Origin of the sequence: Knoellia remsis (assembly GCF_003002895.1) — a bacterium.
Classification (GTDB): Bacteria; Actinomycetota; Actinomycetes; order Actinomycetales; family Dermatophilaceae; genus Knoellia; species Knoellia remsis.
Genome location: NZ_PVTI01000003.1, coordinates 175,391 through 198,740, shown reverse-complemented (window position 1 = coordinate 198,740; position 23,350 = coordinate 175,391). Strand labels below are relative to the sequence as shown.

At 71.2% G+C, this 23,350-nt stretch carries 23 protein-coding genes and 1 tRNA gene; 16 read left to right on the top strand and 8 right to left on the bottom strand.

The window, feature by feature from the left end:
- Nucleotides 1-67 precede the first annotated feature (67 nt).
- From BCF74_RS03395 to BCF74_RS03380, 5 genes are all read left to right on the top strand, one after another.
- On the top strand, nucleotides 68-298 hold the full coding sequence (locus BCF74_RS03395; RefSeq protein WP_106296545.1) for a hypothetical protein: 231 nt from the start codon (nucleotides 68-70) through the stop codon (nucleotides 296-298).
- Nucleotides 299-454: 156 nt separating this feature from the next.
- Nucleotides 455-742: a WhiB family transcriptional regulator gene (locus BCF74_RS03390; RefSeq protein ID WP_106296544.1), complete on the top strand. Its 288-nt coding sequence runs from the start codon at nucleotides 455-457 to the stop codon at nucleotides 740-742.
- A gap of 51 nt (nucleotides 743-793) precedes the next feature.
- The gene (locus BCF74_RS17865; protein ID WP_281257168.1) at nucleotides 794-925 is read left to right on the top strand and encodes a hypothetical protein; all 132 of its coding nucleotides are present in this window, start codon (nucleotides 794-796) and stop codon (nucleotides 923-925) included.
- A gap of 347 nt (nucleotides 926-1,272) precedes the next feature.
- Nucleotides 1,273-1,773 (top strand): cysteine dioxygenase, encoded by a 501-nt coding sequence (locus BCF74_RS03385; RefSeq protein ID WP_106296543.1) that lies wholly within the window; start codon nucleotides 1,273-1,275, stop codon nucleotides 1,771-1,773.
- Nucleotides 1,770-2,171 carry a rhodanese-like domain-containing protein gene (locus BCF74_RS03380; RefSeq protein ID WP_106296542.1) on the top strand — a complete coding sequence of 134 codons (402 nt, stop codon included), beginning with the start codon at nucleotides 1,770-1,772 and terminating at the stop codon, nucleotides 2,169-2,171. The genes BCF74_RS03385 and BCF74_RS03380 overlap by 4 nt, the downstream gene beginning before the upstream one ends.
- A 69-nt stretch (nucleotides 2,172-2,240) precedes the next feature.
- Here BCF74_RS03380 and BCF74_RS03375 read toward each other — a convergent pair whose 3' ends face one another.
- On the bottom strand, nucleotides 2,241-3,743 hold the full coding sequence (locus tag BCF74_RS03375; protein ID WP_245889186.1) for a fused MFS/spermidine synthase: 1,503 nt from the start codon (nucleotides 3,741-3,743) through the stop codon (nucleotides 2,241-2,243).
- 61 nt (nucleotides 3,744-3,804) lie between these two features.
- On the opposite strand from BCF74_RS03375, the gene BCF74_RS03370 reads away from it, so the two are divergent.
- Nucleotides 3,805-4,380 (top strand): HhH-GPD-type base excision DNA repair protein, encoded by a 576-nt coding sequence (locus tag BCF74_RS03370; RefSeq protein WP_106296540.1) that lies wholly within the window; start codon nucleotides 3,805-3,807, stop codon nucleotides 4,378-4,380.
- Nucleotides 4,381-4,504: 124 nt separating this feature from the next.
- Here the strand turns inward: BCF74_RS03370 and BCF74_RS03365 are convergent, their stop codons facing one another.
- The 3 genes from BCF74_RS03365 to BCF74_RS03355 all read right to left on the bottom strand — a co-directional run bounded on the left by BCF74_RS03365 (nucleotide 4,505) and on the right by BCF74_RS03355 (nucleotide 6,757).
- A complete protein-coding gene (locus BCF74_RS03365) occupies nucleotides 4,505-5,839 on the bottom strand; it encodes an ABC1 kinase family protein (protein ID WP_106296539.1) in 1,335 nt (444 codons plus the stop codon).
- Entirely contained in the window at nucleotides 5,836-6,447 is a 612-nt protein-coding gene (locus BCF74_RS03360; protein WP_106296538.1) for a TOMM precursor leader peptide-binding protein, read from the bottom strand. The genes BCF74_RS03365 and BCF74_RS03360 overlap by 4 nt, the downstream gene beginning before the upstream one ends.
- Before the next feature lie 148 nt (nucleotides 6,448-6,595).
- A complete protein-coding gene (locus BCF74_RS03355; RefSeq protein WP_106296537.1) occupies nucleotides 6,596-6,757 on the bottom strand; it encodes a DUF5679 domain-containing protein in 162 nt (53 codons plus the stop codon).
- A gap of 266 nt (nucleotides 6,758-7,023) precedes the next feature.
- Between BCF74_RS03355 and BCF74_RS03350 the strand changes: the two genes are divergently transcribed.
- Entirely contained in the window at nucleotides 7,024-7,590 is a 567-nt protein-coding gene (locus BCF74_RS03350) for a M48 metallopeptidase family protein (RefSeq protein ID WP_106296536.1), read from the top strand.
- On the opposite strand, the gene BCF74_RS03345 is transcribed toward BCF74_RS03350, so the two are convergent.
- Together BCF74_RS03345 and BCF74_RS03340 are read right to left on the bottom strand one after the other, a co-directional pair.
- Nucleotides 7,587-8,213: an NUDIX hydrolase gene (locus BCF74_RS03345; RefSeq protein ID WP_106296535.1), complete on the bottom strand. Its 627-nt coding sequence runs from the start codon at nucleotides 8,211-8,213 to the stop codon at nucleotides 7,587-7,589. The two genes, BCF74_RS03350 and BCF74_RS03345, sit on opposite strands and share 4 nt — an antisense overlap.
- Nucleotides 8,210-9,667, bottom strand: coding sequence for a zinc-dependent metalloprotease (locus BCF74_RS03340; protein WP_106296534.1), 1,458 nt, complete (start codon nucleotides 9,665-9,667; stop codon nucleotides 8,210-8,212). The genes BCF74_RS03345 and BCF74_RS03340 overlap by 4 nt, the downstream gene beginning before the upstream one ends.
- A gap of 87 nt (nucleotides 9,668-9,754) precedes the next feature.
- Here BCF74_RS03340 and BCF74_RS03335 point away from each other — a divergent pair, with 87 nt between their 5' ends.
- Together BCF74_RS03335 and BCF74_RS03330 are read left to right on the top strand one after the other, a co-directional pair.
- Nucleotides 9,755-10,210, top strand: a complete 456-nt coding sequence (locus BCF74_RS03335) for a molybdenum cofactor biosynthesis protein MoaE (RefSeq protein WP_106296533.1) — start codon at nucleotides 9,755-9,757, stop codon at nucleotides 10,208-10,210.
- Complete coding sequence (locus BCF74_RS03330; protein ID WP_245889185.1) at nucleotides 10,207-11,397, top strand: YlbL family protein; 1,191 nt, start codon at nucleotides 10,207-10,209, stop codon at nucleotides 11,395-11,397. Before BCF74_RS03335 ends, BCF74_RS03330 begins: the two co-directional genes overlap by 4 nt.
- Before the next feature lie 143 nt (nucleotides 11,398-11,540).
- Here BCF74_RS03330 and BCF74_RS03325 read toward each other — a convergent pair whose 3' ends face one another.
- A complete protein-coding gene (locus BCF74_RS03325) occupies nucleotides 11,541-12,077 on the bottom strand; it encodes a PPA1309 family protein (RefSeq protein ID WP_245889184.1) in 537 nt (178 codons plus the stop codon).
- A 94-nt stretch (nucleotides 12,078-12,171) separates the two neighbouring features.
- On the opposite strand from BCF74_RS03325, the gene BCF74_RS03320 reads away from it, so the two are divergent.
- From BCF74_RS03320 to BCF74_RS03295, 6 genes are all read left to right on the top strand, one after another.
- Complete coding sequence (locus tag BCF74_RS03320) at nucleotides 12,172-15,324, top strand: UPF0182 family membrane protein (protein WP_106296530.1); 3,153 nt, start codon at nucleotides 12,172-12,174, stop codon at nucleotides 15,322-15,324.
- A gap of 79 nt (nucleotides 15,325-15,403) precedes the next feature.
- Nucleotides 15,404-15,477, top strand: a tRNA-Met gene (locus BCF74_RS03315).
- A gap of 200 nt (nucleotides 15,478-15,677) precedes the next feature.
- Nucleotides 15,678-16,472, top strand: coding sequence for an N-formylglutamate amidohydrolase (locus tag BCF74_RS03310; protein ID WP_106296529.1), 795 nt, complete (start codon nucleotides 15,678-15,680; stop codon nucleotides 16,470-16,472).
- Between the two features lie 31 nt (nucleotides 16,473-16,503).
- Nucleotides 16,504-17,919: an NAD(P)/FAD-dependent oxidoreductase gene (locus tag BCF74_RS03305; protein ID WP_218279190.1), complete on the top strand. Its 1,416-nt coding sequence runs from the start codon at nucleotides 16,504-16,506 to the stop codon at nucleotides 17,917-17,919.
- Between the two features lie 9 nt (nucleotides 17,920-17,928).
- The gene (locus BCF74_RS03300; RefSeq protein WP_106296527.1) at nucleotides 17,929-19,215 is read left to right on the top strand and encodes a M16 family metallopeptidase; all 1,287 of its coding nucleotides are present in this window, start codon (nucleotides 17,929-17,931) and stop codon (nucleotides 19,213-19,215) included.
- The gene (locus BCF74_RS03295) at nucleotides 19,212-20,567 is read left to right on the top strand and encodes a M16 family metallopeptidase (RefSeq protein WP_106296526.1); all 1,356 of its coding nucleotides are present in this window, start codon (nucleotides 19,212-19,214) and stop codon (nucleotides 20,565-20,567) included. The genes BCF74_RS03300 and BCF74_RS03295 overlap by 4 nt, the downstream gene beginning before the upstream one ends.
- A 6-nt stretch (nucleotides 20,568-20,573) precedes the next feature.
- Here BCF74_RS03295 and hisN read toward each other — a convergent pair whose 3' ends face one another.
- A complete protein-coding gene (gene hisN / locus BCF74_RS03290; RefSeq protein ID WP_170070117.1) occupies nucleotides 20,574-21,356 on the bottom strand; it encodes a histidinol-phosphatase in 783 nt (260 codons plus the stop codon).
- 217 nt (nucleotides 21,357-21,573) lie between these two features.
- Here hisN and BCF74_RS03285 point away from each other — a divergent pair, with 217 nt between their 5' ends.
- Nucleotides 21,574-23,229 (top strand): peptide ABC transporter substrate-binding protein, encoded by a 1,656-nt coding sequence (locus BCF74_RS03285; protein WP_106296525.1) that lies wholly within the window; start codon nucleotides 21,574-21,576, stop codon nucleotides 23,227-23,229.
- The last annotated feature ends 121 nt before the right edge of the window (nucleotides 23,230-23,350 follow it).

Here is a 23,350-nt window from a genome sequence, read left to right as displayed (position 1 = left end):
AGCCGCGACGAGTTGTCGCGTCTTGCGTCAGATATTCATCCGAGAGCAGTGAGGAGGGTTGGCCGCTATGGAGAGCACGAAGAGCATCGCGACGGACTACACCGTCCCGTTCCGCACGCGTGAGCACCAGGGCGCCCTGCCGACCCTCGCGCCCATCGCCGTCCCGGTTCAGGGCACCGGTGTGTCCGCTGCCGGCATGAAGGCCGCCGCCGCTTCCCCGGCCGGCCGCCGCGCCGATGGTGCCTTCGACCTGAACACGGGTGATCTGTCCGCCGCCTCCTTGGCGTCGCCGCTGTAGACCAGCAGCGACAAGGCCACGAGGCCGCGGAACCCACCCGGGATCCGCGGCCTTTTTCGTGTCCCGTTGTCGAAAGTCCGTCGATCCACACGACCACCTTTCACCCGACGCAACGACAACCCCGCCCCACGAAGGCGGAGAAGGAGGTGACTCCACGTGCAGCTGACCGACCTCATCGACGCACAGGAGTGCACTGCCGACCTCGGTGACGCCGTGCCGTGTCGCGAGTACGACCCGGAGATCTGGTTCGCCGACACCCCCGACGGTGTCGAGTTCGCCAAGACCCTCTGTGTCACGTGCCCGATCCGGACCGCGTGCCTTGCCGGAGCCCTCGAGCGGCGTGAGCCGTGGGGGGTCTGGGGAGGCGAGCTGTTCGAGAACGGCGTCGTCATCCCGCGGAAGCGGCCGCGTGGCCGGCCCCGCAAGGACACGGTCGCGGCCTGAGCTGGCCGGCGCCGACCGCCATGACCATCGACATCCCGTCAAGGAGCAACCATGTACCGCAGGCGAATGCAGCAGGTTCGTCGCACCGTGCACGAGCGCCGCGCCCACGAGGCGCAGCGCCGGGCGCAGCAGCACCTCGAGCGCGAACGGATGCGCGTCGAGGCCCGCATGCTCGTGCGCTGAGCCGACCGAACGAGCCAGTCCGACAACGGCGCCGTCTTCCCATCCCGGGATGCGGCGCCGTTGTCCTGTCCGCGGCCCGATTGACGCGTAGGCCGGCCGGTCGCCCCTCGTATGCCGTCCCGCCCAGTCCGTGAGATGGCCACGGTTCGTGGTGGACCACCCCGGGGCTGTCGTGATGTGCTCCCGGCATGTCGTCGACCGCAGCGCTCCGGACACTCCCGGTCATGCCCGCTGCCGTCATGTGCTGTCGCTGTCGCTGTTGCCGCTGAACCAGCCGCACGCCCTTCACACAGCCCACAGCCCCGCCCGCGTCGCCGCGGGCCCATGACGACCTCTCGGAGAATCCCATGACCCTCGCACGTCCCGTCGCCGACGCCCTGCCCGGCGTCAACAGCTTCACTGCCGTCCAGCTGCTCCGCGTCGCGCGGCTCTTCGCCGCGGACCCCGAGCTGCCGGCCCTCCTGCCCGCCCGCCACGAGGACCCGGGCGGGCGGCGCTGGCACCAGCTCGCCCAGACCCACCACCTCCAGCTGTGGGTCATCGAGTGGCCGTCGGGGGCCTCGACCGGCTTCCACGACCACGGCGGCTCGCGCGGGGCGTTCACGGTCGTTCGTGGCGTCCTCACCGAGAGCCAGGTCGTGCGTGGTGCCATTCACGACCGGTCCCTGCCTGCGGGTGAAGGCCGCACCTTCGGCCCGAACCACGTCCACGACGTGGCCAACGACGGCGACGTCACCGCGCTGAGCGTGCACGCGTACTCGCCGCGGCTGGACCAGATGACGCACTACGACCTCGTCGGCGGCGCTCTCGTGCCCGCCGGCGTCGAGCAGAGAGGTGAGAGCTGGTGAGCGGCAAGGGAATCGACGACCTGCTCGAGGAGGCGCGCTCACGGCTCGACCGGGTCTCGGCGCGCGATGCGTGGCGCGAGGTGCGGTCCGGCGCAGCGTGGCTCGTGGACACACGACCGGCCGCGCAGCGAGCCGAAGAAGGCGAGGTGGCGCCCGAGCTGAACCCGATCCACGTCGAGCGCAACGTCCTCGAGTGGCGCTTCGACCCGCGGCAGGAGGCCTCGCTCCCCGGTGCCTCCTACGACCTGCGGGTCATCGTGCTGTGCCAGGAGGGCTACTCGTCGAGCCTCGCTGCGGATGCCCTGCGCTCCATCGGGATCGAGCGGGCCACCGACGTCATCGGCGGGTTCGCCGCATGGCGCGGTGAGGGCCTGCCCGTCGCCCGCACCGTCGCGTAGCTGAACCGGGGACGGTGCTCGCCCTGACCGTCGCCTCGGTCAATTGCCCGCTCGTCCGCGCCCGACCACTCAGCTGGCGGTGGCCACATAGGGCTGCAGCAGCTGGTCGACGGGCGCGAAGTCGTCGGTGAGCACCCGGGCGTCCCCGGCCCAGTCGCGCGTCCCGGCCTCGTCGCGGACGGTCCAGCCGGTGTCCCTCTCGTCGAGGCTCGCCTGGATCGCGGCCCGGTCGAGCGAGCGGTCGGAGGCGATGACCACGAGGTTCCCACCATCGGAGCCGGTGGCCTCATCGAGGCCGACGTCGCGCGGCTCGCCGGCGACGAGGACGGTGTCGAAGACGGCTCGCATCGTCGCCACCTCGGCGCGGGCGAAGTCCTGCCCGCCGTAGTCGATGAGGTTCACGACGTAGACGCCATCGGGTCGCAGCACACGCTGCACCTCACCCAGGGCCTCGCGGGTCGTGAGGTGCCACGGCACGCTCACGCCGCCGAAGGCGTCGCCGACGACGAGGTCGCGGCTGTCGTCGGCGAGGCGGCGCATGCCGATGCGACCGTCCTCGACGCGTACGTCGAGCCCCGGCACATCGGCCATGGCGAGGCGCTCCTGGTTGATTCGCACGACCCCGCCGTCGATCTCCGACACGACGCTCTGCGTGCCCGGACGTTGCGCCGCGAGGTAGCGGGGGATGGTGAGGCCGCCGGCGCCGAGGTGGTAGGCGTCGAGCGCCTGACCGGAGGGAAAGGCCGTGTCCACGACCGCGGCCATTGCCCGGATGTACTCGAACTCGAGGTACGTCGGGTCGTCGAGGTCGACGGCGGAGTGGCGGAGGTTGTCGAGCTGGAGGGTGCGGGTGTCATTGCCCGCCGTGGTCACGTTGGCGCAGTGGTAGGTCGTCTCGACCTGACAGCCGCCCGGTGCGACGGCCGCAGTCAGTGCGCCGGCGCCGACGGCGACGGCGAGCGCGGCGGCACCCGCACGAGACCGCGCGCGCCACAGCAGCGGCAGAGCGGCCAGGACGAGCACGCCACCGAGACCGAGCAGGATGGCGCTGACGGACACGCGCGAGATGAGCACGAAGCCGGTGACGACGGTCCCGACGATGGCACCGAGCGTGCCGACACCCGAGAGCTGGCCGACGACGCTGCCGGTGCGTTCGAGGCTGTCCAGTCGCAGCTTGGTCGCGATCGGCGTCACCGCGGAGAGCAGCGTGCCCGGAACCATGATCGCCACCATCGCGGCGAACAGCAGCATCGGCGGACTGGCTTCGGCAACGGTGCGCAGGAGCGCCGGGGTGAGCGCGACGACGGCACCGGAGATTCCGAGCGCCGGGCCGATGAGCCGCCGCGGGTCGGTCGCATCGGCGGCCCGGCCGCCGGCCCATGAGCCGAGCGCGATCGCGGCGAGCGCGATGCCGATGACGAGGGTGCTCGTCTCGAGGGTGAGCCCGAGGTAGGGCGCCAGCAGCCGCAGCGCCACGATCTCGACGACGAGGACCGCGGCGGACGAGCCGAAGACGAGCGCCACCGCGGCGCGGTGGCTGAGCGGCGAGGGGTCCTGCTGCGACGCGGTCACGCGGCCGATCATGACAGGCCTTCCTTGGGGCGCGCCGAACCCCCGGGCCTACGCTGACCCCATGGTGTCGTTGACCATCGCCCAGAACCCGGCCGCCGACAAGGTGCTCAGCGAGGACCCGTTCGCCCTCCTTGTAGGCATGCTCCTCGACCAGCAGTTCCCGATGGAGCGGGCCTTCGCCGGCCCGGCCAAGGTGCTCGAGCGGTTCGGCACTCTCGACCCGGACGCCATCGCTGCGGCCGAGCCGGAGGCGTTCGCCGACCTGTGCGCCACCCCGCCCGCCGTGCACCGCTACGGCAGGTCGATGGCCGGTCGCATCCAAGCGCTCGCGACGACGGTGCGCGACGACTACGACGGCGATGCGAGCCGCATCTGGACCGACGCGGCCGACGGCAAGGAGCTCTTCGCCCGGGTCAAGGCCCTGCCCGGCTTCGGTGAGCAGAAGGCAAAGATCTTCGTGGCGCTCCTCGCCAAGCAGCTCGAGGTCCGCCCCGACGGCTGGGAGAAGGCGGCCGGCGCCTACGCCGAGGAGGGCAGCTTCCGCTCCGTCGCCGACGTCGTCGACGCCGAGTCCCTCCAGAAGGTGCGCGACTTCAAGAAGTCCGCCAAGGCGGCAGCCAAGGCCGCCAACGCCTGACCGGCGCCGAGACCCGAAATGGCTCGCGGGCCGCATACGGGCTCACACGCCGGACTGTGTCGTATGCCGTCCGCGCACCTGCGCGACGACGTCACCGAGGTCGGCCGGCCGGCGGGAGGAAAGGTCAGCGAGCCGGGGGGATCGCCGACTCGTCGATGCCCGGGACGTGGGCGAACACGAGCTCGCGCATCGGCACGGTCCCGCCGACCTGGCACAGCACGCCGATGCTGCCGAGCCACACGCGATGGATGAGCATGAACTCCGGCGGCAGGTTGAACCGCAGCCCCACCATGAACTCCTCGCGCCGCGGGTCCTGGATCGTCGCCGAGACCGCCCGCAGCCAGCTGCGGCTGAAGGTGAACTCCTCGTGCTCCAGCGGCTCGACGAACGTCGACAGGTAGCCGAGCAGCGCCTCGTCGGACACCTCGATGCCCGGGCGGATGAACCCGTCCCGCCGCAGCACCGCCCCGAGCCCGGCGGCGTCACCGGCCAGCGTGTGCGTGATGAGCTCGCCGGTCGTCGAGGGCATGCCGTCCGGCAGCCGGTTCACCGCACCGAAGTCGAGCACGCCGAGCCGGCCGTCCGGCATGATCCGGAAGTTCCCCGGGTGGGGGTCGGCGTGCAGCAGCCGGGCCCGGTTCGGCCCGCGCAGCAGGAACTCGAGGTAGAGCGTTGCCGCCTCGTCGCGCTCGGTGGGGGTCCCCGACGCGATGACCTCCGACAGCGGCCGCCCCGAGACCCACTCCGAGACGATGACCTGCGGTGACTGCGCCAGCACGTCGGGCACGAACACGTCTTCGTCGTCACGGAACGCCCGCGCGAAGACCCGCTGGTTCTTCGCCTCGAGCGAGTAGTCGAGCTCCTCGCTCATCCGCGCGCGGACCTCGTCGAGGATCGGGCCCATCGCGATGCCGGGGATCCACGCGCCCGCCACCCGGGCGACGCGGGAGAGCTGGTTGATGTCGGAGAGCAGCGCCGCTCCCGCCCCGGGGTACTGCACCTTGACCGCGACGTCGCGTCCGTCCCGCCAGACCGCGCGGTGGACCTGGCCGATCGAGGCCGCCGCCACAGGCCGGTCCTCGAAGGACTCGAACTTCGAGGTGCGCCATCGTGGGCCGAGCTGGTCGGCGAGGATCGCGTGCACGCGCGCCACCGGCATCGGGGGCGCGGCCTCCTGCAGCTTGGTGAGGGTGGCGCGATACGGGCCGGCGAGCTCCTCGGGCATGGCCGCCTCCATGACCGAGAGCGCCTGCCCGAACTTCATCGCGCCGCCCTTGAGCTCCCCGAGGACCGCGAAGAGCCGCTCGGCCGTGCGGGCCTGCAGCTCGGCGGCCACCGCCTCGGCGGGAGCGCCACCGACCCGTCGGCCGAGCCCGACCGCGGCCCGGCCCGCGTGCCCGAGCGGCAGCCCGACGAGCCGGGCGGTGCGGCTCAGGGACCGCCGGGGGATGTCGCTCACCCAGCCATTGTGTCCTGTGCCGTGGCCGGCCACGCGGCTGCTCCTCGGTCCCCGCACGTCCGGCACAGGGGATGGCGTGGCCAGTGGCGGTGGGTCACCGTCGGCCCGTCGACCTCGATCTCGGTCGAGACTCCCGCGAGGTGCACGGCCCCGCCCAGCACGGCGAGCGCCACGGTCGCGGTGATCGATGCTGTGAGCAGCCCGAGGCCGCCGGGTGGGAGCGCGACGGGGTCGAGGACGAACCCGCTCGAGCGCAGGCTGCTCACCGCCTCGAGGTCGCGGATCGTGAGGGCATGACAGCCCCAGCACGCGCTGCGGCTCGGCACGACGAGCGGTCCGACGGTCGCGACCCGACCGTCGCAGGTGACCGGCAGGTGTGGGACCCCGGCGTGCTGCCACGGTCCGGTGGCCTGAGTCGGCACGGTGCGGTTGGCCACGAACACGACGACGCGCGGACGCTCGCGAGGGCTCAGGGCGAGCAGCGCCTCAGCGGCGTCCGCGGCATACGGACCACCCTGGATGCGCGCGGCGCCGGCCAGGCGCAGCTGGCGCACGATCTCATCGGGCAGACCCCCTCGGCCGTCCACGACGATGAGTGGCTCGGTCATCGGGCCCCCTCTCCGGTTCGTGCCGCCCAATCTCGCACAGGCCGGCCCACCCGCGCGGGCGTCATCCACAGGCCACCGCGCACCCGCCCGCGGACAGCGAACGGCCCCGGTCACGAGGACCGGGGCCGTTGCTACGAGAGGGCGGCGCTCAGGCCTTGCCGAGGATGCGGTTGAGGTTGGTGCCGCAGACGGGGCACTTGCCCTTGGCCATGCGACGGCCGTTGTCCGAGACGACGACCTTGCCCTCGGCCTCACGCTTCTCCTTGCACTTCACGCAGTAGAACTCGCCCTTGTAGGTCTCGTCAGCCATTGGAACTCCTTGGTCGTGGTGCCGCAGGTGTGCGGCGAGGACGGCATCAACCCTAGACCAGCCTGAGCACGGATTCGTGCTCAGCCACGCTCAGCGGGCGGGCGTGCCGCGCCGCCTGCCGCCTCATGGGTCACTTACACCTCACAGATCACATTCGCCACTTGTGTCACACGGTATGCCGTCCGCGCGCCTGCGTGGGCACGCTCACGCCACGCTGAGTGTCGCCGACACGGGATGGGTGTCGCCCCAGTGGCTACCGTGGGTGCGTGAGCACCGAGGACGTCGAGGTCCGGCGCAGCGCCCGGCGCCGCCGCACGGTGAGCGCACGCCGTGAGGGGGGCCGGGTCGTCGTGCTCATCCCCGCCTCGATGTCCCGCACCGAGGAGCGCCTCTGGGTGGACCGCATGCTGCGGCGGCTCGCCGCCGGCGAGAAGCGACGCCGTCCCAGCGACGAGGACCTGCGGGCGCGGGCGGCGGCCCTCTCCGACCGCTACCTCGGCGGTCACGCCCGCCCGCAGAGCATCCGCTGGGTCTCGAACCAGCGCTCGCGGTGGGGCAGCTGCACGCCGTCGGACGGCTCGATCCGGCTCTCGGACCGGCTTCGCGGGATGCCGAACTACGTCGTCGACTACGTCATCCTCCACGAGCTCGCCCATCTGCTCGTCGGGGGCCACGGACGCGACTTCTGGACGCTGCTGCGGTCCTATCCCAAGCTCGAGCGGGCGCGCGGCTTCCTCGACGGTGTCGCGCTCGCGCAGGGTCTCGACATCGATGACGAGAGCGACGACGACGGCGCCGACGCGGCCGCCGACGGGGACTCGCCGGCTCCCTAGAGCGACAGGGCCGCCCGCGCCGCCGCCACGAGCCGGCTCAGCTCGTCGCGCGTGCCCTCGGGCAACGCGTCCACCGGCCACCAGGCGACGTCGAGGGACTCGGCACTCGTCTCGGGCACGGCGTTGCGTTCGATGACGGCGGCGAAGCGCACGTCGAGGTGCTCGCGGCACCACGGGAAGTCGCCGTGGAGCTCGTGTCGGTCGAGCTGCACGATGTACGGAGCGGGCGCCACCGTGGGGATCCCGGACTCCTCACGCCCCTCCCGCGTTGCGGCGGCCAGCAGCGTCGAGTCCGTGGGCTCGAGGTGCCCGCCGAACTGGAACCACTGCCGCGCGCGCTTGTGGTGCGTGAGCAGGACGTGCCCGCCGTCGGGGGAGATCACGAGACAGCTCGCGGTGAGGTGCGCGGGGACACCACCGACCTCCGGGCCGCCCTTGGCGACACCGGCGGGGTGCCGTTCGAGGTGGTCGAGGTATGCCGTCCGCAACCGTTCCTGGGATGCGTCCGGTGCCTGCCACGTACCGAGCGTCGCGATGGCGTCGGACCTCAGGTGGGCGAACCGCCGGGCCAGATTCACCGCGCCGGTGGCGGGGGCGGCGGCGTCGGTGTCGCCGACCGTCATGCGGGGGTGGGCCCGTCGCCCGGCCTGCCTTCGTCACCCCGTGCCGCGTCGTCACCCGGCTCCCCACGCAACAGCGCGTCGAGCTCGGCGTCGAGGTCGTCGCCGTCCGTCGACCGGGCGCGCACGCGCTCGACGTAGCCGAGGACGTCGTCGAGATCGCTCGCGTCCGGAGCGACGTCCGGATGGGCCCACGCACCGTCGCGCAGCTCGGCGCCACCGGCGGACTCCAGCGCGGCGAAGAGGTTCGCGGCGTCACGCAGCCGGCGCGGTCGCAGCTCGAGGCCGACGAGCGCGGCGAAGGTCTTCTCGGCAGGTCCGCCGCTCGCGCGACGACGGCGGACGGCCTCGCCGAGGGCCTCTGCCTGGGGGAGGTGCTGCTTCACCGCGGCAGCCGTGACGACGTCGACCCAGCCCTCGACGAGGGCGAGCAGGGTCTCGAGCCGGGCGAGTGCCGCCTTCTGCGCCGGCGACTGCTGCGGCGCGAAGAGCCGCCCGGAGAGCGCCTGCTGCATGGCCTCGGGGTCCGAGGGGTCGATGGTGCGCAGACCCTCCTCGATGGCGTCGGTGTCGATCGAGGTGTCCCGGGCGTAGTCCTGCACGGCGGTGAGCAGCTGCGGCCCGATCCACGGCACGGCGTGGAAGAGACGCGTGCGCGCGGTCTCGCGCACGGCGAGCAGCAGGCGGGCCTGGGGCAGGTCGATGTCGAGGCCGTCGGCGAACTGCGCCACCGCCGCCGGCATGAGGACGACGTCGGGCGCCGAGACGAGCGGGAGCGACACCTCGTCGCCGGTGAGGATCTCGCCGGAGAGCGTGCCGACCGCCTGGCCCAGCTGGACCGAGAACATCGAGCCCTGCATGCGGCGCAGCATCGGTGCCATCTGGCCCATCATCGCGGCCGGGTTCATGCCGGGCGGGACCATGCCCTCGGGCAGGCCCTGCTCGCCGAGAGCGCCGAGCTGCTTGGTGAGGGCTGCATCCATCGCGGCGCTCACTCCGACGGCGATCGGGTCGACGAGCTCACGCCACACGGGCATCGTCGCCTCGACCCACTCGGCCCGGCTCCACGCCCGGCCCACGAGACCGGAGTGGTCGAGGTCGGTGACGGCGTCGAGCCACAGGCCGGCGACGTCCACGGCAGAACGCACTGCCGCCGAGTCCGCTTCTGCGACAACGGGATCCGCATCCGCCGACGCGGTGCGGCGAGCCATGTCGGTGGCCACGGTGAGGTCGACGGAGCCCGTGTCGTCACCGCTCCCGGCGAACATCTGCTGCACCTGGCCGGCAACCATCTGGAGCATCTGCGGGTCGACCTGGTCCAGGCCCATGCCGCGCATCATCTCGACCATCTGCGGGTCGAGGTCACGACCACCGGTCAGGCCCCGCAGCACCTGCTCGAGCTCCGGCGGCAGCCCGCTGTCCTCGGGCTCGTCGGGGCGGTCGGGGGAGTTGCTCACGGTGGCTCCTGAGGGGACTGGCAAGGTGATGTGGTCTCATCAGTACACAACCACGGATGGCCCGGCGATAGTTCCGAGGAGGAGCGCGTGCCCGAGAACGTCACCGGACCCGCAGCGGCGACCGGCGAGGTCGTGCTGACCGACATCCGCGAGGACGCCCTCTCGCTGGACGAGGTCGTCGCTGCCGTCCAGGACCCCGCATGTGGGGGAGTCGCGGTCTTCCTCGGCGTCGTCCGCGACCACGACCGCGGGCAGGAGGTCGACTCCCTGGACTACTCGGTCCACCCGTCGGCAGAGCAGCGTCTCGCGGAGGTCGCGCAGGCCGTCGCCGCCCGGTCCGGCGCCGTTCGTCTCGCGGCGGTGCACCGCAGCGGGCACCTGGGCGTCGGTGACGTGGCCGTCGTCGTGGCGGCCTCGGCCCCGCACCGCGACGCCGCCTTCACCGCGTGCCGGGATCTCATCGACACGCTCAAGGCCGAGGTCCCGATCTGGAAGCACCAGCACCTCGGTGACGGTGGCGCCGAATGGGTGGGGCTGTCGTGAGGCGCCTGCGCCGCAACCGGCCGTGGACCCCGCAGGCGACCCAGCCCGGTGGCGACCCGCTCTCACCGACGCACGACGCGGCATACGGACCGACGTCACCGGTCGGGGGACCGGTCACCCAGGCCGACCCGTATGCCGTGGGGCGTCGCAGCTCGACCCTGCTCACCCTGCTCTTCGTCCTCATCGTCGCCGGCGGGGTCGTCTCGTTCATCCCGCTGCCCTACGTCGTCCTCCAGCCCGGTCCCGTGACCAACACCCTCGGTGAGCTCGACGGCAAGCCGATCATCCAGGTCAAGGGGGCCACGGCATACCCGGCCAAGGGCACGCTGGACTTCACGACGGTCCGCGTCGTCGGTGGTCCCGGCGTGCGCGTCAACGCGTTCGACCTCGCCGAGGCGGCGCTGCGCAAGGACTACGAGATCTTCCCGCGCGAGCAGATCTACCCCGAGGCCACGACCCGTGAGCAGATCCAGCAGGAGAACGCCGCGGAGATGGTGGACTCGCAGGAGGTGGCGGCCGCGGTCGCCCTGCGCGAGACCGGCCGCACCGTGCCCGAGAAGGTCGTCGTCTCGCAGGTGCCCGAGGGCTCGCCCGCCACGGGCGTCCTCAAGGCGGGGGACCAGTTCGTCAGTGTCGCGGGCAAGCCCGCCGACGACGCGAGCGCCGTCCAGGGGGCCGTGCGCGCCACGAAGGCCGGCACCCCGGTGAGCGTCGTCGTGCGCCGGGACGGCAAGGAGCAGACCCTCTCGGTCCCCACCCGCGACAACGACGGGACGACGATCATCGGCGTCCTCCTCGGCCGCGACTACGAGCTGCCGGTCGACGTGACGATCACCGCCGGGGGAGTCGGGGGCCCTTCCGCCGGAACGATGTTCAGCCTCGCGGTCTACGACGTGCTCACCCCGGGAGACCTCACCGGCGGCAAGCAGATCGCCGGCACCGGCACGATGAGCCCCGACGAGACGGTCGGTCCGATCGGCGGCATCCGGCAGAAGCTCTCCGGCGCCAAGGACGGGGGAGCCGAGTGGTTCCTCGCGCCTGAGGACAACTGCGGCGAGGTCGTCGGCCACGTCCCCGACGGGCTGCGGGTGGTGCGCGTCGGCACGTTCACCGAGGCACTCGACGCCGTCGAGGCCATTGCCGCGGGCAAGGGCAACGACCTCCCGTCCTGCGCGAGCTCCCCCTGACCTTCGCCGTCCCGATCTCACCCAATTGGACGGGTGTGTCCCGATCTCACCCAATTGGACGGGTGTGTCCCGAACTCACCCAAGTGGAGGGATGGGGACACGATCACGCCGTATGCCGTCCGCCCACCGCGCACCGCGAAGTCTCAGTCGGCGAATGTCGCCTGCAGCGCGGCGACGAGGCCGGGTGCGATGTCCGGACCGGTGGCCACCTTGTCGTCGCTGTCGTGGTCACGCTGACGGAGCAGGCAGATGCTGCGCCCGTCCCGCGTCACCGCAGCGAGGAGGCGCACGTCGCGGCGGTCCGGGTGTGCCGCGAGCGCCTCGACGGCGGCGTCCTGGTCCTCGGGCAGGTCGCGCTCGGCGTCCGGGGGCACGACGAGCCGCTCGAGGACGAAGGCGCACCCGGTGACCGTGTCCGGCCAGGCGATCTGACCGAGGAGGGCCTCGATGCTGTCGGCCTCCGGCAGCTCCTCCTGCTCGATCGCGGTGAGCGCACCCTCGGCGCGGTCGGCCGCGCCGAGACCGGCAGCGAGCTGCGGTTCGCGCGCCACGAGGTCGGCGGTGTCCACGAGGGCGAAGAGCCGGGGCGGCTGGTCCCAGCCGGCGGCCGCGACGTGACGCTCGGTGTCGAGGGCGGCGATCGCGAGCGGATCGGTCACGGGCTGGGTGGGCGAAGTCACGGACCCATCGTGCCGCACTCAACTTCGCCACCTAGGCTGTGCCCCTCAAGGGCCCGGCACGGCCGGGCCGCAACACCGATCTGGAGCCTGTGACGTGAGCCGGTCAGAGTGGTTCGACGGAATCGACCCCGACGACGCCGACAATGGATCCGGCGCGGGTGAACGTCGCGGTGAGGGCCCCGGGCGACGTCCCGCAGGCGCCGGGGGACCCGGCGGACCCGCAGGTCCCCGCGTCCCGGGCTTCGGTGGCCGCCCCGGCTCGCCCGGCGGCTCCGGCCCGCGTCGGCGCAGTCCGCTCGGCATCACCGTCGGCATCCTCGCCGGCCTGGGGCTGCTCCTGCTCATGGGAGCCGGCCTGCTCACGGACCTCTGGTGGTTCGAGTCGGTGGGCTTCCGGGACGTCTTCCTCACCCAGCTCTGGACCCGGGTCATCCTCTTCGTCGGGGCCTTCGTCATCACGGCCGGCGCCGTCGCGGCCAGCCTCGTCATCGCCTACCGCACGCGGCCGCTGACGTTCCCGCAGACGCCGTCGGCGCAGGTGCTGGCGCAGTACCGCGAGGCGCTGGACCCCCTGCGCCGGCTGGCCACCTTCGTCGTCCCGGGCGTGCTCGGCCTCCTCGCCGGGGCCGCCGCGATGGGTGCGTGGCGCACGTTCCTGCTGTGGCGCAATGGCGTCCCCTTCGGCACGAAAGACCCGCAGTTCGGCCTCGACGTCGGCTTCTTCGTCTTCACCCTGCCGTGGCTGCGTTTCCTCGTCGGCTTCCTCACCATCGTCCTCGTCCTCGCGCTCATCGCGGCCGCCTTCACCCACTACGTCTATGGCGGGTTGCAGCTCCCCGGTCGTGGCCGGACGACGCGTGCCGCGTTCGTCCAGATCGCCACGCTGGCCTCGCTGCTCGCGCTCGTGCGGGCCGCGTCCTCCTGGCTCGACCGCTACAGCCTCACGACGAGCGAGTCGCGGCTCATCACCGGCATCACCTACACCGACGCCAACGCGGTGCTGCCGATCAAGGCCATCCTCGCCGTCGCAACCCTGATGTGCGCCGGCTTCTTCATCGCGGCGATCTGGACCCGCAGCTGGCGGCTGCCGCTCGTCGGCGTCGGGCTGCTCACCGTGCTCTCCGTCGTCGCCGGCGGTCTCTACCCCGCAGCCGTGCAGTCGCTCAAGGTCCGGCCTTCGGAGAAGTCCCTCGAGGCGCAGTACATCCAGCGCAACATCGACGCGACGCGCACGGCATACGGCCTCGACGGGATCAAGAAGACGCCCTACGCCGCGACGACCGACGCGGCCCCGGGTCAGCTGCGCGCGGACGCCGAGACGATCCCCGGGATCCGCCTCGTCGACCCCAACGTCGTCTCGCCCACCTTCCGACAGTTCGAGGGCCTGCGACAGTACTACGCGTTCCCCGACATCCTCGACGTCGACCGCTACACGATCGATGGCCAGAAGAGCGACTCCGTCGTCGCCGTCCGCGAGCTGCGCCTCGACGGGGTTCCGGACGGACAGCGCAACTGGCTCAACGACCACACGGTCTACACCCACGGGTTCGGCTTCATCGGCGCCTACGGCAACCGCCGCACGAGCGAGGGAGACCCGCAGTTCTTCACGAGCGGGTTCTCCACCAAGGGTCCGGGTGGCGTCGAGTACGAGCCGCGAATCTACTTCGGCGAGGAGTCGACGCAGTACTCGATCGTGGGTGCTCCGGAGGGCGCCAAGCCGCGCGAGTTCGACTACCCGGACGACCAGGGCGAGGGCGGTCAGGCCAACAACACCTACGAGGGCAAGGGTGGGGTCGCGATCGGGTCCTTCGGTCGCAAGCTCGCGTATGCCGTGAAGTACCGCGAGCCGAAGTTCCTCCTGTCGGACGCGGTCAACCCGGAGTCCCGGCTGCTCGACTACCGCACGCCGCGCGAGCGGGTCCAGCGGGTCGCGCCATGGCTGACCCTGGACGGCAACGCCTACCCCGCCTTGGTCGACGGCCGCATCAAGTGGATCGTCGACGCCTACACGACGACGGCGCAGTACCCCAACAGCAAGCTCGAGGACCTCGAGCAGGCGACGTCGGACTCGGTGAGCCAGCGGGCCAACAGCGTCGTCGTCGCGGGCCGCGGCAAGATCAACTACATCCGCAACTCGGTCAAGGCGACGGTCGACGCGTTCGACGGCTCGGTCAAGCTCTACGGCTGGGACACCGAGGACCCGATCCTCAAGGCGTGGAGCAAGGCGTTCCCCGAGGCGGTCTCGCCCATGTCGGAGATGTCGGCCCAGCTGATGTCGCATGTGCGCTACCCGCAGGACCTGCTCAAGGTGCAGCGGCAGCTGCTGTCGAGCTACCACGTCACGGACGCCAACTCGTTCTACGGCGGTGGCGACTTCTGGCGCGTCCCCAAGGACCCGACGCACGCCACCCAGGACCAGCCGGTCTACTACCAGTCGCTCGCGATGCCAGACCAGAAGGCGCCGGCGTTCTCGTTGACGACGACGTTCATCCCGTCGGGTGGCAGCCGCGAGATCCTGCGCGGCTTCCTCGCCGTCGACTCCGACGCGGGCTCGACCGCGGGCAAGCCGTCCGAGAGCTACGGGACGATGCGGCTGCTGGAGCTGCCCCGCAACACCGCTGTCGACGGTCCTGGCCAGGTGCAGAACCAGATCGAGGTCTCGACGGCGCGATCGCAGAGCCCGAGCGAGCCGCTCAACCTCAGCCAGTTCATCGCGCAGAACCGACAGTCGGGCAAGACCCTGACGTACGGCAACCTGCTGACCCTGCCCGTCGGCGAGGGGCTGCTCTACGTGCAGCCGATGTACGTCCAGGCCTCCCGCGAGGGCGGGTCGTTCCCGCAGAACAAGGCGACCGTCGCCGTCTTCGGCAAGCGCATCGCGTGGGGCGAGACGCTCGACCAGGCGCTCGACGGCGTCTTCGGCGGCAACTCCGGGGCGAGCGCCGGGGACAGCGGCACCGACACCGGCGGTGGTTCCCCGCCGCCGGGTGGCGAGCCTCCCTCGACGCAGTCGCCGAGTGCTCAGCTGGCCGAGGTCATCCGCGACATCGAGGCCGCCAACGCGGCCGGGCAGGCGGCGCTCAAGAAGGGCGACTTCGCGGCATACGGGCAGGCCCAGAAGGACCTCCAGGACGCGATCAACCGCGCCGGGGCGCTCGCGCCCCAGCTCGGGGCATCCGGTGCCACGCCGGCGCCGACCGCGACATCGGGGGCGAGCCCCAGCCCGAGCCCGAGCAGCTCCCCGTGACGCCGGCGACCGGATTTGGCCCACGGGTCACCGTCGCGTAACCTAGTGGGACCGAGCGATCGCAACGATCCTCATCCGACGCGGGGTGGAGCAGCTCGGTAGCTCGCCGGGCTCATAACCCGGAGGTCGCAGGTTCAAATCCTGCCCCCGCTACGAGTACGACCCCCTGACCGGGACACTTGGTCAGGGGGTCGTCGCCGTTCCCGGGGGTGTGTGCGGTGGGGGGTGGGGGGCGGCGTGTGCGGTCGGGCCGGGCAGGGGCTGTTCTCGTATGCCGGGCAGCTCGCCTCCGGTGTCGGTCACCCGCGTTTGGATGAGGGGGCACTGGACAGTCGAGAGCAGGGGGAGTCGTCGTGGCGTCGTTCGAGATCATCCCGGGGGACCCCACTTCCTCGGTCGTCCTGCACGTGCCGCACTCGTCGACCGCGATCCCGGACGAGGTGCGGGCGGGCATCGTGCTCTCCGACGACGAGCTCACCGCCGAGCTCGCGGCCATGACCGACGCGGACACCGATGTCGTCGCCGCGGGCGCCGCCGACCTCGCGGCGATCCGTCCGTGGATCTTCGTCAACCGGCTGTCGCGACTCGTCGTCGACCCGGAGCGGTTCCCCGACGAGCGTGAGGAGATGAACGAGGTCGGGATGGGGGCGGTCTACGAGGGGACGAGCGACCTGCGCGTCCTGCGGTCCCCGACGGAGGGCGAGCGTGAGGGGCTCGTCGAGCGCTACTTCGCGCCCTACTCGGCCGCCTTCGCTGCACTCGTCCGTGAGCGGCTCGAGGCCGTGGGTGCCGTGACGATCGTTGACGTCCACTCGTATCCCGTCGAGGCCCTGTTGTACGAGCGCCACGGCGACGGGCCCCGGCCGGAGGTGTGCGTCGGCACCGACGACTTCCACACCCCGCCGGCGCTCGTCGACGCGGCCGTCTCGGCGATGTCCTCGGCGGGACCGACCGGCGAGGTGGGCCTCGACTCGCCCTTCGCTGGCTGCTACGTGCCGCTGGACCAGTTCGGGCGCAACACCGACGTCACCGCGGTCATGCTCGAGATCCGGCGTGACGTCGTGGCGAGTCGGATGCCCCACCTGCAGCGGGCCGCGGCGGCACTCGTCGACGCCATCCCCGGGCTCCCGAGGGCGGACACCTCCTGACACAATGAACACACAGGTTCGAGGAGGTCAGATGGGCACCCCACCGGCTGCACGGCATACGAAACATCGCGTCGTCGTCATCGGCTCCGGCTTCGGTGGGCTCTTCGGCACGCAGGCACTCAAGCGCCGCGACGACGTCGAGGTCACCCTCATCGCCAAGACGACGCACCACCTCTTCCAGCCACTGCTCTACCAGGTCGCGACCGGCATCCTCTCCGAGGGCGAGATCGCGCCGAGCACCCGCGAGATCCTCGCGAAGCAGAAGAACGCCCGGGTCATCCTCGGCACCGTCGTCGACATCGACCTCGACGCGAAGACGGTCACGAGCGAGGTCCTCGGGCGCACCACGGTCACGCCCTACGACACCCTGCTCGTCGCGGCCGGCGCCGGTCAGTCCTACTTCGGCAACGACGGGTTCGCGGAGTACGCCCCCGGCATGAAGAGCATCGACGACGCGCTCGAGCTGCGCGGCCGGATCTTCGGGGCGTTCGAGTTCGCCGAGCTCGCGACGAGCCCGGCCGAGCGCGACCGCTACCTCACCTTCGTCGTCGTCGGCGCAGGTCCCACCGGCGTCGAGATGGCCGGCCAGATCGCCGAGCTCGCGCACCGCACCCTCAAGCGGGACTTCAGGTCGATCGACACCCGCGAGGCGCGCATCGTCCTGCTCGACGCCGCGCCGCAGGTGCTGCCGAGCTTCGGTGACCGGCTCGGGGGAGCGGCCAAGGCTCGTCTGGAGAAGATGGGCGTCGACGTCGAGCTCGGCGCGAAGGTCGTCGACATCAACTCGACCGGCATCGAGTACGAGACCCAGGACGGGGCGCACCACCGCATCGAGGCCGCCACCAAGGTGTGGGCCGCCGGTGTCCAAGGCTCCGAGCTCGGCGCGATGCTCGCCGAGCAGTCCGATGCCGAGCTCGACCGCGCCGGCCGCGTCAAGGTCAACCCCGACCTCACCCTCCCGGGCCGTCCCGAGGTCTACGTCGTCGGCGACATGATCGCCCTGGACAACCTTCCCGGTGTTGCACAGGTGGCCATCCAGGGTGCCCGGTATGCCGCGAAGCACCTGCGTGCGCGGCTCGACGGCAAGCCCGCGCCGGAGCCGTTCCGCTACTTCGACAAGGGGTCGATGGCGACGATCTCGCGCTTCAGTGCGGTGGCGAGCATCGGCAAGGCGCGCTTCTCCGGGTTCGTCGCGTGGGTGCTGTGGCTCGCGGTGCACCTCGTCTACATCATCGGCTTCAAGCACCGCATCACGACCCTGCTGCACTGGGTGGTCAGCTTCATCGGCCGCGGCCGCTCGGAGCGCACCGTGACGGCGCAGCAGATCCTTGCCCGCAACATCATCCGCAAGATGTCGCCCGACGAGCTGCCGAAGCTCCCGGTCGTCGCCTCGGACCACGAGCCGCCGGCCGCCGGGCTCGAGAAGGACGTGCGCAGCGCCACGTAGGGTGGCGGCATGCCGCTCGACTACCCGGTCCACGAGCGCACGCTGCCCAACGGGTTGCGTGTCGTCGTCTCGCCGGACCCCAGCGTCCCGAACGTCACCCTCAACATCTGGGTCGGCGTCGGCTCCCGGCACGAGACGCCGGGCCGGACCGGCTTCGCCCACCTCTTCGAGCACCTGATGTTCCAGGGCTCGCGCAGTGTCGCGAGCGGTGAGCACTTCGAGGCGCTCATGGCGCAGGGCGGGCGACTCAACGCCACGACGTGGTTCGACCGGACGAACTACTTCGAGACCGTGCCCAAGGGGGCCCTCGAGCTGGCGCTCTGGCTCGAGGCGGACCGGCACGGCCACCTCCTCGACGCGGTGAACCAGGCCAACCTCGACAACCAGCGCGACGTGGTCAAGGAGGAGAAGCGCCAGCGGTACGACAACCAGCCCTACGGCAACGCGCTCACCGACGTCTACGCCACGGTCTTCCCCGAGGGGCACCCCTACCACCACCCGACGATCGGGTCGATGGAGGACCTCGACGCGGCGAGTGTCGAGGACGTCCACGCGTTCTTCACCGAGCACTATGCGCCGGACAACACCGTCGTCACGCTCTGTGGCGACATCGAGGTGGAGGACGGGTTCGCGCTCGTCGAGCGCTACTTCGGCCACATCGCCGCGAACCCGCGTGACCGGCGCGGGCCGGTGGACGCGCTCGGTCCGCTCGCTGCTCCGGTGCGGCTCGAGCGCACCGAGGACGTGCCGAACGACCGGCTGCACCTCGCGTTCCGGCTGCCCGTCGACGAGACGCCGGAGTTCGACGCGGCCTCGCTCGCCCTCGACGCGCTCGGTGGCCTCGCCTCGTCCCGACTCGTGCGCCGGCTCGTGCGCCGTGAGCAGATCGCGCTCGGCGTCCACGCGACCGCGTGGGGGTTCGTCGACGGGGTCTCGCTGGGGTTCGTCGTCCTCGACGTCGTACCCGAGGCCGACACCGCGGCGGTCGAGGCAGCGGTGCTCGAAGAGCTCGAGCGGTTCGCGGTGGACGGGCCGACGGAAGCCGAGCTCGACGCCGCCCTGGCGCAGGCCGAGCGCTCGTGGCTCTCCATGCTCGCCAGCCAGGAGGAGCGAGCCGACGCCCTGTCGAGCTACGCCTTGCTCCACGGCGACCCCGGTCGCGTCAACACCCACCTCGACCGGCTGCGTGCCGTGACCCCCGAGCAGGTCCGCGACGCCGCGGCGACCTGGCTCCGGCCGGACAGTAGAGCGGTCGTCGCCTACCTCGCTGCCGGCGAGAAGGAGGAGGTCGCATGACCGTCGACGTTCCCCGTCCCGAAGTCGCGCCGCCGCGCCCGTGGGCCTTCCCGATGCCGCGGGAGTCGCTGAGCGACAACGGGATTCGCGTTCTTTCGTATGCCGTCCCCGGCCAGTACGTCATCTCGCTGCGCCTCGTCGTGCCCCTCTCGCTCACGGACGAGCCTCGTGATCGTGAAGGTGTCGCCGTGATGATGGCGCGCCTCCTCGATGAGGGCACGGCGAGGCACACGAGCGACGAGTTCGCCGAGCTGATGGAGCGCACCGGCATGGCGCTCGGCGCCTCCGCCTCGGACGGCGCACTGAGTGTCGACGTCGACGTGCCGCAGCGCTTCCTGCCCCAGGCACTCGACCTGCTCCGGCAGGCCCTGGCCGAGCCGGCCTTCCCGGAGGCCGAGGTGCGTCGGATCCTGCGCAGCCGCCTCGCGGAGATCGAGCAGGAGCGCGCGTCCGCCCCGCACCGGGCGGCGCGCGAGCTCAGCGCGAGACTGTGGTCCAGCGACGACCGCGCATCCCGTCCGGCAGCCGGCACCCATGACACCGTCTCGGCCATCACCCGGGACGACATCGTCACCTTCCACCGCACCCACGTCGGACCGCGCGAGGCGACGCTCGTCGTGGCCGGCGACCTCGCCGGTGTCGACGTCGACGGTCTCGTGACCGAGGGGTTGGGGGAGTGGGTCAACCCGGACCAGGTCCCGGCCACACCGCCGCGGGCGCCGGTGCCCGCCGGCGGCCGCACCCGGGTCGTGCTCGTCGACCGACCCGGCTCGGTGCAGAGCGAGCTCGGTGTCGCCGTCCCCGGCCCCGACCGGTCGACCCCGGACGGCTGGGCTCCCTACCCCGTCCTGTCCTTCATGGTGGGCGGTGCCCCGAACGCGCGGATCGACGCCGTCCTGCGCGAGGAGAAGGGCTACACCTATGGCATCCGGTCCAGCTTCCGGCCGCGGGCGAGGGGAGGCTCGTTCGTCACGGCCGGCTCCGTACGGGCCGACTCCACCGTCGATGCCCTGCGTCTCTTGGTGGGCATCCTCGACGATGCGCGGGAAGGCTTCTCCGACAAGGAGATCCGAGCAGGCGTCGACTTCGTCGTGCAGACCGCTCCGGGGCGCTATGCCACCGCGGACACCGTCGCGGACGAGGCCTCGGCCCTCGCGATCGAAGGCCTCCCGCTGGACTTCCAGACCACGACGCTGGCAGCGATGGGCGAGCTGGACGCAGACCGCCTGCGGACGGCATACGACAGCGTCGTGACGGGCGAGTGGGTCATCGTCGTCGTCGGCGACGCGGCGAGCCTTCGCGACGGCATCGAGGGGCTCGGCCTCGGACCGGTCACCGTCGTCCCGAACTGACCTGTCTCACAAGCCGATCCGGCCGAGGACCTCGTCGTGCAGCAGCCCGTTGGTCGCGACGGCATTGCCGCCGAAGGGACCGTCCTCGCCACGCAGCGACGTGAACCGGCCGCCCGCCTCGGTGACGATCGGGGCCAGCGCAACCATGTCGTGCAGTCCCAGTTCGGGCTCCGCAGCGATGTCGACAGCGCCCTCGGCGAGGAGCATGTAGGACCAGAAGTCGCCGAACGCGCGCTCGCGCCAACAGTCGCGGGCGAGGTTGAGCATCGCCTCCTCCCGACCGACCGCCTCCCACGAGGTGACCGAGCTGTAGGAGAGCGAGGCGTCGGACAACCGGCTCACTCCGGACACCTGGAGGCGCTTGGCCGACGTGAGGCTGCGCCCGGCCCAGGCGCCGCTACCCTGGGCCGCCCACCACCGGCGGCCCAGGGCCGGCGCTGCGACGAGACCGAGCACGGCGCGTCCCGCGTCGACCAAGCCGATGAGCGTCGCCCAGACGGGCACGCCGCGGACGAAGTTGTGGGTGCCGTCGATCGGGTCGATGACCCACTGGCGCGGCCCGTGACCCGTGGGCTCCATCTCCTCGCCGACGACGGCGTCGCGCGGACGCGTCCGCTTCAGCTGGGATCGCACGAGCTCCTCGGCGCTGCGGTCGGCGTCGCTGACGAGGGTGAGGTCGGGCTTGGACTCGACCTGGAGGTCCTCGGCGCGGAAGCGCGAGAGCGTCACGCGCTCCACGGCGTCCGCGAGGACATGGGCGAGGCGCAGGTCGTCGTCGTAGCTCGGCACGTGCGTCACCGTATCGGTCGGACGACGGAGACCGGCGGACGTCACGAGGGTCACAATCGGGTCTCGGCTCGGTCACACCGTCCCCAGATGCCCCCGATCTGGTCTTACATGGGACCGCGCCGTCGCACACGAGGGCGCGGAGCCGCCCGACCGGGCCCGGCTCTCTTTGAAACGTCCGTCGCTTCCCTGGGGCGGATTGACACGTAGGAGGACATCCATGCGAGGAACCACTCGCAAGGTGGCCGTTGCCGGTATCTCGGCGGCAGCCCTGGTGCTCGCCGGCTGTGGTGGCGGCGGCAACGACGGCGAAAACACGGACGCCGCCGCGAAGACGGGCGGCGACATCACCGTCCGCGGCTGCAACCCGGAGAACCCGCTCGTCGCGGGCAACACGTCGGAGACCTGTGGTGGCAACGTCCTCGACGTCATCACGGCCAAGCTGGTCAAGTACAACGTCGACACGGCGCAGCCCGAGATGGACATCGCCGAGAAGATCGAGACCACGGACAACCAGAACTTCACCGTGACCCTCAAGAAGGGCTACAAGTTCCACGACGGCACCGAGGTCAAGGCCAAGAACTTCGTCGACGCCTGGAACTACACGGCATACGGTCCGAACGCGCAGGTCAGCTCCTACTTCTTCGAGCCGATCGAGGGCTACGCGGACCTCCAGTCCGAGGACCCGGACGGCGAGGAGGGCCCGCAGAAGGCGCCCGAGCCCAAGGCCAAGGAGATGACCGGTCTCAAGGTCGTCGACGACTACTCGTTCACGATCAAGACGGCCGAGAAGGTCGCCAACCTCCCGATCCGCCTCGGCTACACGGCCTTCGCGCCGCAGCCCGACGCCTTCTTCGCCGACCCCAAGACGTTCGGTGACAAGCCGATCGCCGCCGGCCCGTACAAGGTCGACAACTGGACGAAGAACGCCGAGATCAAGCTCTCCAAGTTCGCCGACTACAGCGGCGAGAAGAAGGGCGTGGCCGACACCATCACCTTCAAGATCTACCAGGACGCCAACGCGGCCTACGCCGACGTCCTCGCGGGCCAGCTCGACCTCACGGACGAGATCCCGGCGAGCGCCCAGGTCGACGAGAAGTACAAGCAGGACCTTCCGGACCGCAACATCCAGAAGCCTGTCGGTGTCATCCAGACGATCACCACGGCGCCGACCAAGGTCGACCCGAACTACGGCCCGGAGATCCGCAAGGCCATCTCCATGGCCATCGACCGCCAGGGCATCATCGACGCCGTCTTCAACGGCACGCGTGAGCCCGCCACCGGCTGGGTCTCCCCGGTCGTCGACGGCTACAAGAAGGACGTCTGCGGCGAGTTCTGCACCTTCGACGCGGCCAAGGCGAAGGAGCAGCTGGCGAAGGCCGGCGGCTTCAAGGGCGGCAAGATCACCCTCTCCTACAACGCTGACGCGTCGCACAAGGAGTGGACCGAGGCCACCTGCAACAGCATCAAGAACGCCCTCGGCGTCGAGTGCGTCGCGACCCCGGTCGTCGACTTCTCGACCTTCCGCACGCAGATCCGCGACCGGAAGATGAAGGGCATGTTCCGCACCGGCTGGCAGATGGACTACCCGTCGATCGAGAACTTCCTCACCCCGATCTACGCCACGGGTGCCTCGTCCAACGACGGTGACTACGCCAACCCGGCGTTCGACGCCAAGCTCAAGGAGGCCGCTGCGGCGACCGACACCGCTGAGTCGAACAAGCTCTACCAGGAGGCTGAGCAGATGCTGGCCAACGACATGGCGAGCATCCCGCTGTGGTACTCCACCACGACGGCTGGTTGGTCCGAGAGGGTCACCAACGTCAAGATCACGCCGTTCGGTGTCCCGGACTACGCGAGCATCTCGCTGAAGTGATCGCACGGTGTCGGGTGAGCACCTGACCCGATACAGAGCAGGCTGTCGGCCTGCCGGCACTCGCCGGCAGGCCGACAGCATGCCGGGGCCCGGCCGAGCGCGGGGCCCCCTCCCGGGGCCT